The sequence below is a fragment of the Streptomyces sp. NPDC054961 genome, from assembly GCF_053609145.1.
The window spans coordinates 40,138-46,627 of the sequence record NZ_JBSGWY010000038.1 but is presented as its reverse complement, the minus strand read 5'-3'; the positions used below and the strand labels follow the sequence as shown (position 1 = coordinate 46,627).

Below are 6,490 nucleotides of genomic sequence, written 5' to 3'. Positions count from 1 at the left end.
GCCCCCCCCCCCCCGCCCCCCCCCCCCCCCCCCCCCCCCCCCCGGGCCCCCCGGGGGGGGGGGGCCCCCGCGCCCCGCGGGGGCCCCCCGGGATCAGATCTGGGCGCCGGAGAGGCGCTCGACCGCGCGCAGCAGCGCGGAGTGGTCCAGGCCGCCGTCACCCTGGGCGCGCAGCGAGGCGACCAGCTGGGCGACGACCGCGCCGACCGGGAGGGCCGCACCGACGTTGCGGGCGGCATCGGTGACGATGCCCATGTCCTTGTGGTGCAGGTCGATCCGGAAACCGGGCTTGAAGTCGCGGTTCAGGAAGTTGTCCTTCTTGCGGGTCAGGACCGTGGAGCCGGCCAGGCCGCCGTTGAGGACGTCCAGGGCGGCGGTGAGGTTCACGCCCGACTTCTCGAGGAAGACGACGGCCTCGGCGCACGCCTGGATGTTCACCGCGACGATGAGCTGGTTGGCGGCCTTCACCGTCTGGCCGGAGCCGTGCGGACCGCACAGGACGATGGTCTTGCCGAGGGCCTCGAGGACCGGCAGGGCCTCGTCGAAGTCGGCCTGCTCGCCACCCACCATGATCGACAGGACGGCCTCGATGGCGCCGGCCTCGCCGCCGGACACCGGGGCGTCGAGGACGCGGATGCCCTTGGCGGCGGCGTTCTTCGCCAGGTCGACCGAGGTCTGCGGGGTGATCGACGACATGTCGATGATCAGCGCACCGGACCTGGCGTTCTCGAGGATGCCGTTCTCGCCGTACGAGATGGCCTCGACCTGCGGGGACGCGGGCACCATCGTGATGATGACGTCGGCGTCCGCGACGGCTTCGGCGATCGAGCCGGCGGAGGAGCCGCCGGCGGCGGCCAGGCGGTCCAGCTTGTCCTGCTCCAGCGTGAAGCCGGTGACCGAGTAGCCGGCCTTCAGGAGGTTCTCGGCCATGGGGGAGCCCATGATGCCGAGGCCGATCCACGCGATGCTGGGGAGGTTGCTCATGATGAGGGTCCTTCTCTTAATGCTTCGTACGAAAAGTTCGTGGGGTGCCTGGCCGTTCGCCCGGACTTTCCCGCCTACCGCGCGGCGCGGGCCCCGGCCGGCAGGAACGCGAAGGACGCGGCGGCGTCCGCGGCCTTGTACTCAAGGCCGACATAACCGTCGTAACCGGCCTTCCGGAGCTGGTCGAGCAGCTCTTCGAGGGGCAGGTCGCCGGTGCCGGGGGCACCTCGTCCCGGCTTGTCCGCGATCTGGACGTGTCCGGTCTTGGCGGCGTACTTTTCGATGACCTCGGAGAGGTCCTCATCGTTCATCGCCAGGTGGTACAGGTCGAGCAGGAACTTGGCGTTGCCGAGGCCGGTGGCCTCGTTCACCTTGTCCACCACCTCGACGCCGGCCGGGGCGCTCACCAGCGGGTAGAGCGGCGACTCGGGCTTGTTGAGGGTCTCGATCAGGAGGATCGCGCCGACCCGGTCCGCGGCCCGGGCCGCCGCGACCAGGTTCTTCAGCGCGAGTTCGTCCTGGACGGCCGGGTCCACGCCTTCGACGCGGTTGCCGTAGAGGGCGTTCAGCGCCTTGCAGCCGACCGAGGCGGCGAAGTCCGCGGCCACCTCGATGTTGGCGTTGAAGCGCTCCGACTCCTCGCCGGGGACCGAAACCGCACCGCGGTCCGGCCCCGGCAGCTGGCCGGCGTAGAAGTTCAGGCCCACCAGCTGGGTCCCGGCGTCCTCAAGAGCCTTCTTGAGGGCGTCGAGCTCCGCCTGGGCGGGGGTGGGGGTCTCGATCCAGGGCCACCACAGCTCGACCGCCGTGAAGCCCGCTGCGGCGGCAGCCGCGGGACGCTCCAGGAGCGGGAGTTCCGTGAAGAGGATCGAAAGATTCACATCGAAGCGCTGGTCCGTGTATCCCATGAGGGGTGTGCGCTCCTTCCGTATTGCGGAAGTTAGTTTCTGCCTGATGGAAGATTGCAAGCCCGGTGTCGTACTTGTCAAGTACCGGCTCCCGAAACGTCCCGCCCGCCCGTCGTCCGGCCGTCGTCCGGCCGGCACCCCCGAGGGGGTGCTATCGCGCCATCCCTCCCCGTCCGGGTAGCTTGAGCCGGGTGCGATTGAGAGTGGAATTCACGACCGAGCCCTTCGATCTGGAAGAGGCACCCGCCCATGCCGTGGCCGCTCGCGAGGTCATCCAGAAGGCCCGACTGGACGCCGTGGACGTCGGCCCGTTCGGCAATACCGCCGAAGGGGAGTCCGAGGACGTGCTGACCGCGGTCACCGCGCTGCTGCGCGACTCCCTCGAGGCCGGAGCCACGCGCGTCTCGCTCCAGGTCAACGTCATCCGGGAGGACACCCCATGACCGAGCCTCGAGACCACCCCTTCGTCACCGCGGTCAAGCCGCTGGTCGACGCGATGGGCGGCGAGCTGATGGACCCGGCCCTGGCTCAGCCCGACGACGTCGTGCTCACCTGGGAGGGCCAGGACCTGCTGGCCGTACGGCTTCCGCAGCTCTCGGACTCGCTGGACCACATCCTGGCCGCGCTGGAGCGTCGGCACGGCGTACCGTTGTCCCAGCTCGACCGGAAGTCCAAGCAGGACGTCGTGCGGATACTCGAGGCGCGCGGCGCCTTTTCCGTACGGCACGGCGTGGAGACGGTGGCGGGAGCCCTGGGTGTCAGCCGCTTCACGGTCTACAACTACTTGAACCGGGACTCGAACCCGTCCAAGGGCCCCGGCAAATCCAACCAAGCGTGAAACGATCTTGACTCACGGTCACGAGCCGCCGCCCAATTCACCCGGGCGGCGGCTTTTGTGTACGGGAAGTTTCAACAAAGTGTTGACGCGGTGTTGCCGAGGGCGTTAGCTATGCGCAGCCCGTCAAAGCAACAAGGCCACGGAGGCCTACCGTGACTTCGAGTCCGACCCCGGGTCTCACCCGGTTCAACGCCTTGGACGACAGCGAGGCCACGGCCGAGCTGCACGAGGTGTGCGCCAGTTCGGCATGGGGGAGCAAGATGCTCGCCCAGCGCCCCTTCACCAGCACCGGCACCCTGTTCTCCGCGAACGAGGCGGCCATGGCCGAGCTCACCGCCCAGGACCTGGCCGAGGCGATGGGAGGCCACGCGCCGATCGGCCGGCCGAAGCCGGGAGACCCGACCTCCGCCCGCGAGCAGCGTGGCATGGCCGGTGCCTCGGAGGAGCTCAAGACCGAGCTCCTCGAACTGAACCTGGCCTACCAGGACAAGTTCGGCCACGTCTTCCTCATCTGCGCCACCGGTGCGACCGGTGAGTTCATGAGGGACGCGGTCAAGGTCCGGATCGAGAACTCGCCGGAGCGGGAGCGCGAGATCGCCCGTGGCGAGCTCGTCAAGATCAACCGGATCCGCCTGACCCGTCTCGTGGAATCCGCAGAAGGGGAGCAAGACCGAGCATGAGCACTGAGACCACCGCGTCGGTGTCCACGCACATCCTGGACACCAGCATCGGAAAGCCCGCCGAAGGCGTCGCGATCGCGCTGTCGGCCCGTACGGGCCTCGACGGCGCGTGGGCGGCCCTGGGCGGCTCCGCCACCGACGCCGACGGGCGTTGCAAGGACCTGCCGGCGCTGCCGGAGGGCACCACACACGTGCGTCTCGATTTCGAGACCGAGACGTACTTCTTGAATCAGCACAGCGCAAAGAAGCAAGCCGAGGCGCAGCAGGACGCCCCCCGCGTAAGGGACAGCGGTGCTTTCTTCCCCGAGGTAACGATCACCTTCGCGGTGAACCCGGGCGAGCACTACCACGTACCGCTGCTGCTCAACCCGTTCGGCTACTCCGTTTACCGAGGGAGCTAGTCATGGCCACGATTCTGGGCCAGAACCAGTACGGCAAGGCAGAGAACCGCGTCGTCAAGATCACGCGGGACGGCGACACCCACCACATCAAGGACCTGAACGTCTCGGTCGCCCTCTCGGGCGACATGGACGACGTCCACTACTCCGGCTCGAACGCGAACGTCCTTCCGACGGACACCACCAAGAACACGGTGTACGCGTTCGCCAAGGAGCACGGCATCGAGTCCGCCGAGCAGTTCGGCATCCACCTGGCGCGCTGGTTCGTCAACAGCCAGGAGCCGATCCAGAGGGCGCGCATCCGGATCGAGGAGTACTCCTGGTCCCGGATCGCCACCTCCGACGCGAACTCCAAGTTCATCGGCTCCGACGAGGTGAACCACTCCTTCGTCCGTGAGGGCCAGGAGACCCGGGTCACCCAGATCACGTACGACGGCGAGAACTGGGAGGTCATCTCCGGCCTCAAGGACCTGGTCGTCATGAACTCCACGAACTCCGAGTTCTGGGGGTACGTGAAGGACAAGTACACGACCCTGAAGGAGGCCTATGACCGCATCCTGGCGACCCAGGTCTCGGCTCGCTGGCGCTACAGCTGGTCGGACGACGAGCAGCGGATGCCCAACTGGGAGAAGTCCTACGCCGAGGCCCGCAAGCACATGCTCCAGGCCTTCGCGGAGACCTACTCCCTCTCGCTGCAGCAGACCCTGTACCAGATGGGTTCGCGCATCATCAACCACCGTTCGGAGATCGACGAGGTCCGCTTCTCGCTCCCGAACAAGCACCACTTCCTCGTCGACCTCGAGCCCTTCGGCCTCAAGAACGACAACGAGGTCTACTTCGCCGCGGACCGTCCGTACGGTCTGATCGAGGCGACGGTCCTGCGTGACGGCGTCGACGCCCGCATCCCCGTGGACATGACCAACCTCTGAGGCGGCACGCGCGTCCCGGGGCTCCGCAGTGGCCCCGGGACCGCGACCCTTCAGCAGGCCCCCTACCCCCGCTTCCTGAATCGGCACCCGGACGCACCACACGGGGCGGCAGTACCGTCAGCTGTCAAGGCCCCCGGCTCCGGCACTCAAATCCCCTGGGTTCTGCCGTGCCCGCACCGCCACTGAAAGCACGAGGACGTCCCATGGCAGCATCGGCAGCCCGTGACAGCGCCGTAGAGCGCATCGTCATCGAAAACTGTGCGATTGCAACCGTTGACGCGAACGACACCGAGTACGCCTCGGGCTACGTGGTCGTCGCAGGCAACAAGATCGAGTCGATCGGTGCGGGCAAGGCCCCCGAGAACCTCGGCAATGTGGTCCGCCGCATCGACGGCACGGGTCACCTCGTCACCCCTGGTCTGGTCAACACCCACCACCACTTCTACCAGTGGATCACCCGTGGTCTGGCCACCGACCACAACCTCTTCAACTGGCTCGTCGCGCTGTACCCGACCTGGGCGCGCATCGACGAGCAGATGACGTACACGGCCGCGCAGGGCTCCCTCGGCGCCATGGCCAAGGGCGGCGTCACCACCGCCATGGACCACCACTACGTGTACCCCAAGGGCTCCGGCGACCTCTCCGGCTCGATCATCCGCGCCGCGTCCGAGATGGGCGTCCGCTTCACCCTCGCCCGCGGTTCCATGGACCGCAGCGAGAAGGACGGCGGCCTGCCCCCGGACCACGCCGTCGAGACCCTCGAAGGCGCGCTCGCCGACACCGAGGCGACCGTGAAGAAGTACCACGACGCCTCCTTCGACGCGATGACCCAGGTCGCCGTCGCCCCGTGCTCCCCCTTCTCGGTCTCCACCGAGCTGCTGAAGCAGGGCGCCGAGCTGGCCCGCCGCCTGGGTGTGCGCATGCACACGCACGGCTCGGAGACCGTCGAGGAAGAGCAGTTCTGCAAGGAACTGTTCGGCATGGGCCCGACCGACTACTTCGAGTCGACCGGCTGGCTCGGCGAGGACGTGTGGATGGCGCACAGCGTCCACATGAACGACTCCGACATCGCCGCGTTCGCCCGTACCAAGACCGGCGTCGCGCACTGCCCGTCCTCCAACGCCCGTCTGGCCGCAGGCATCGCCCGCGTCCCGGACATGCTCGCCGCCGGCGTCCCGGTCGGCCTCGGCGTGGACGGCACCGCCTCCAACGAGTCCGGTGAACTGCACACCGAGCTGCGCAACGCGCTGCTGATCAACCGTCTGAACCCGGTCCACCGCGAGCGCGCCCTCAACGCGCGCCAGGCCCTGCGCCTGGGCACGTACGGCGGCGCCCAGGTCCTCGGCCGCGCCGACAACATCGGCTCGCTCGAAGTCGGCAAGTGCGCCGACCTCGTGATGTGGAACCTGAGCACCTTCCTGCACTCCTCGATCGCCGACCCGGTCACCGCGCTGGTCTTCGGTGCTGCGGCCCCGGTGACGGCCTCGTTCGTCAACGGCAAGCAGATCGTGGAGAACAACCGACTTCTCTTCGCCGACGAGGACGCGATCGCCGTGTCCACCCGGGAAGAGGCCCAGCGCCTGGCGCGGATCTCCGCGCAGGCCTGATCCCACGGAGTTCGGCCGGGGGGGACGGCCCCCGGCCGGCGGGGGGGGCGCCCCCCCGGCGCCGGGCGGCGGCGGGGGCGCGGTAAAAAAAAAAAAACCCACCCAACCACGAGGTTGTGTGCGGGTGGGGTTCGGGTTTGTATTAT

At 68.3% G+C, this 6,490-nt stretch carries 8 protein-coding genes; 6 read left to right on the top strand and 2 right to left on the bottom strand.

What is annotated here, in order from left to right; all coding sequences use genetic code 11:
• Positions 1–93: 93 nt before the first annotated feature.
• Both ACWF9Z_RS28240 and ACWF9Z_RS28235 read right to left on the bottom strand, forming a co-directional pair.
• Positions 94–984 carry a 2-hydroxy-3-oxopropionate reductase gene (locus ACWF9Z_RS28240; protein ID WP_453606394.1) on the bottom strand — a complete coding sequence of 297 codons (891 nt, stop codon included), beginning with the start codon at positions 982–984 and terminating at the stop codon, positions 94–96.
• A gap of 74 nt (positions 985–1,058) precedes the next feature.
• A complete protein-coding gene (locus ACWF9Z_RS28235) occupies positions 1,059–1,892 on the bottom strand; it encodes a TIM barrel protein (protein WP_453606392.1) in 834 nt (277 codons plus the stop codon).
• 191 nt (positions 1,893–2,083) lie between these two features.
• Between ACWF9Z_RS28235 and ACWF9Z_RS28230 the strand changes: the two genes are divergently transcribed.
• The 6 genes from ACWF9Z_RS28230 to ACWF9Z_RS28205 all read left to right on the top strand — a co-directional run bounded on the left by ACWF9Z_RS28230 (position 2,084) and on the right by ACWF9Z_RS28205 (position 6,344).
• A complete protein-coding gene (locus ACWF9Z_RS28230; RefSeq protein ID WP_453606391.1) occupies positions 2,084–2,335 on the top strand; it encodes a thiamine-binding protein in 252 nt (83 codons plus the stop codon).
• Positions 2,332–2,730: a helix-turn-helix domain-containing protein gene (locus ACWF9Z_RS28225; RefSeq protein ID WP_453606389.1), complete on the top strand. Its 399-nt coding sequence runs from the start codon at positions 2,332–2,334 to the stop codon at positions 2,728–2,730. Before ACWF9Z_RS28230 ends, ACWF9Z_RS28225 begins: the two co-directional genes overlap by 4 nt.
• A 152-nt stretch (positions 2,731–2,882) precedes the next feature.
• Positions 2,883–3,410, top strand: coding sequence for a 2-oxo-4-hydroxy-4-carboxy-5-ureidoimidazoline decarboxylase (uraD, locus tag ACWF9Z_RS28220; RefSeq protein WP_453606388.1), 528 nt, complete (start codon positions 2,883–2,885; stop codon positions 3,408–3,410).
• Entirely contained in the window at positions 3,407–3,811 is a 405-nt protein-coding gene (gene uraH, locus ACWF9Z_RS28215; protein ID WP_453606386.1) for a hydroxyisourate hydrolase, read from the top strand. Before uraD ends, uraH begins: the two co-directional genes overlap by 4 nt.
• Before the next feature lie 2 nt (positions 3,812–3,813).
• Complete coding sequence (gene pucL, locus ACWF9Z_RS28210; protein ID WP_453606385.1) at positions 3,814–4,737, top strand: factor-independent urate hydroxylase; 924 nt, start codon at positions 3,814–3,816, stop codon at positions 4,735–4,737.
• A 203-nt stretch (positions 4,738–4,940) separates the two neighbouring features.
• Positions 4,941–6,344 carry an 8-oxoguanine deaminase gene (locus tag ACWF9Z_RS28205; protein WP_453606384.1) on the top strand — a complete coding sequence of 468 codons (1,404 nt, stop codon included), beginning with the start codon at positions 4,941–4,943 and terminating at the stop codon, positions 6,342–6,344.
• Positions 6,345–6,490: the final 146 nt, after the last annotated feature.

What these genes read in the sequence shown, in the direction of transcription:
- ACWF9Z_RS28240 (WP_453606394.1), bottom strand. Translation starts at nt 984, where the DNA reads ATGAGCAACCTCCCCAGCATCGCGTGGATCGGCCTCGGCATCATGGGC.
- ACWF9Z_RS28225 (WP_453606389.1), top strand. Translation starts at nt 2,332, where the DNA reads ATGACCGAGCCTCGAGACCACCCCTTCGTCACCGCGGTCAAGCCGCTG.
- uraH (WP_453606386.1), top strand. Translation starts at nt 3,407, where the DNA reads ATGAGCACTGAGACCACCGCGTCGGTGTCCACGCACATCCTGGACACC.
- ACWF9Z_RS28235 (WP_453606392.1), bottom strand. Translation starts at nt 1,892, where the DNA reads ATGGGATACACGGACCAGCGCTTCGATGTGAATCTTTCGATCCTCTTC.
- pucL (WP_453606385.1), top strand. Translation starts at nt 3,814, where the DNA reads ATGGCCACGATTCTGGGCCAGAACCAGTACGGCAAGGCAGAGAACCGC.
- ACWF9Z_RS28205 (WP_453606384.1), top strand. Translation starts at nt 4,941, where the DNA reads ATGGCAGCATCGGCAGCCCGTGACAGCGCCGTAGAGCGCATCGTCATC.